Genomic DNA, 1,443 nt, shown 5'->3' with positions numbered 1-1,443 from the left:
CTGGATCTACGTCAATATTTAGGACACATAAAAGTTAATTTTTTTCATTGTGCTTCGAAACTTATTTAAATGTGTATTTGAAGGCTTGACATGGAGCCTCTGTGTGCGTGGTGATTTGCGAAAGACGAAAGGTTAGTAAAACACATTTCGCCAGGCGAAAGCCTACCACGCTCACCTCTCCAAGTAAAGCCGTGCTCTAATGTTATGTGGTGCAATTATGCTGCTTGGTGGAGTGCTAAATCTTCCATCTCTTGTGGTGTTAGATATCCAATACTACCGTGTATTCTTTTACGGTTATACCAGCCTTCAATATATTTAAATAACTCTACTCTCGCAGCGTTAAAATCTAAGTATTGTACGTGATTTACTTCTTCTTTCTTTAAAATCGCATGAAAAGACTCGATACAAGCATTGTCATAAGGGCTTCCCTTGTGACTGAAGGAGTGTGTCATCTTATAATCCTGAATCTTTTCTGCGAAGGAGTCGCTTGTATATTGTGAACCCAAATCGGAATGGAAGATGACACCATCATTGGGTTTCTGTGTGACATAAGCGTTTTCTAAAGCCTTTTCTACCAATTCAGTCGTCATCGAACGTCCAAATGAATACCCAATAACCTTTCTTGAATGCAGGTCTAATACAGATGCAAGGTAACACCAACCATCACGAAGCGTGTGAATATACGTGATATCCCCAACCCACTTTTGGTTGATCGTAGTCGTAGAAAAGTCTCTGTTAATAATAATTTCTCGTTCTTCCACCTTTTCTTTACTAGGTGTCGGACGGAACTTTTTAACGATGATGGATCGGATATCAGCTACTTTCATCAGGCGTTGAACTCGTTTTAAGCTAATCTTGTGACCTTGTTTTTCAAGGGTTTCATGTATCTTAGGTGCACCATATCGTTTCTTACTTTCTTCATGAATCTGGATAATCTTTTCTGTGAATTCACGGTTCTCACGGTCACGATTCGATTCTGTTTTATTCAATGATTGGTAGTAAGTACTTTTAGGTATATCAAGGGTTTCGCACATCGTACGAATGGAATAATCATCTTTATGTTCTGTAATAAATTCAGTTAGTTCTGAGTCACTTACTTTCGAGCGAATATGGCCATAGCCTTTTTTAATATCTCATTTTCCTCCTGTATACGGAGAAGTTGTTTCTGGAGCTTTGCATAATCATCTGGAGTTACAGATGAACCATCTTCTAATTCGATTGGAGAAAACTTCTTAATCCAAGCATAAATAGATACTTCAGAGATGCCATATTCGCTACTTAAATCTTTAACAGAACTGCCAGAATGATAAAGATCAACAATCATTTTTCGGAAATCATCGTTATACCGTTTCCCATTATTTTTCTTACTCATCGGACACATCCTCCTTAAAAGTCATTGTATAAATTTAACTTAGATGTGTCCATGAAACTATACTAGCATCA

The 1,443-nt window shown here is 37.6% G+C and carries 1 protein-coding gene; it reads right to left on the bottom strand.

Annotation, left to right across the window (positions count from 1 at the left end):
* Positions 1–215 precede the first annotated feature (215 nt).
* A protein-coding gene (locus D4N35_RS17740; protein ID WP_120076037.1) for an IS3 family transposase occupies positions 216–1,372 on the bottom strand; the annotation gives its coding sequence in 2 pieces (ribosomal slippage) (positions 216–1,129 and positions 1,129–1,372; 1,158 coding nt in all).
* Between the last annotated feature and the right edge of the window lie 71 nt (positions 1,373–1,443).

The organism is Siminovitchia fortis (assembly GCF_003605365.2).
In the GTDB taxonomy this organism is placed as follows: Bacteria; Bacillota; Bacilli; order Bacillales; family Bacillaceae_C; genus Siminovitchia; species Siminovitchia fortis.
Note: the sequence above shows the minus strand (reverse complement) of the source record. Positions and strands in the feature narration are given on the sequence as shown.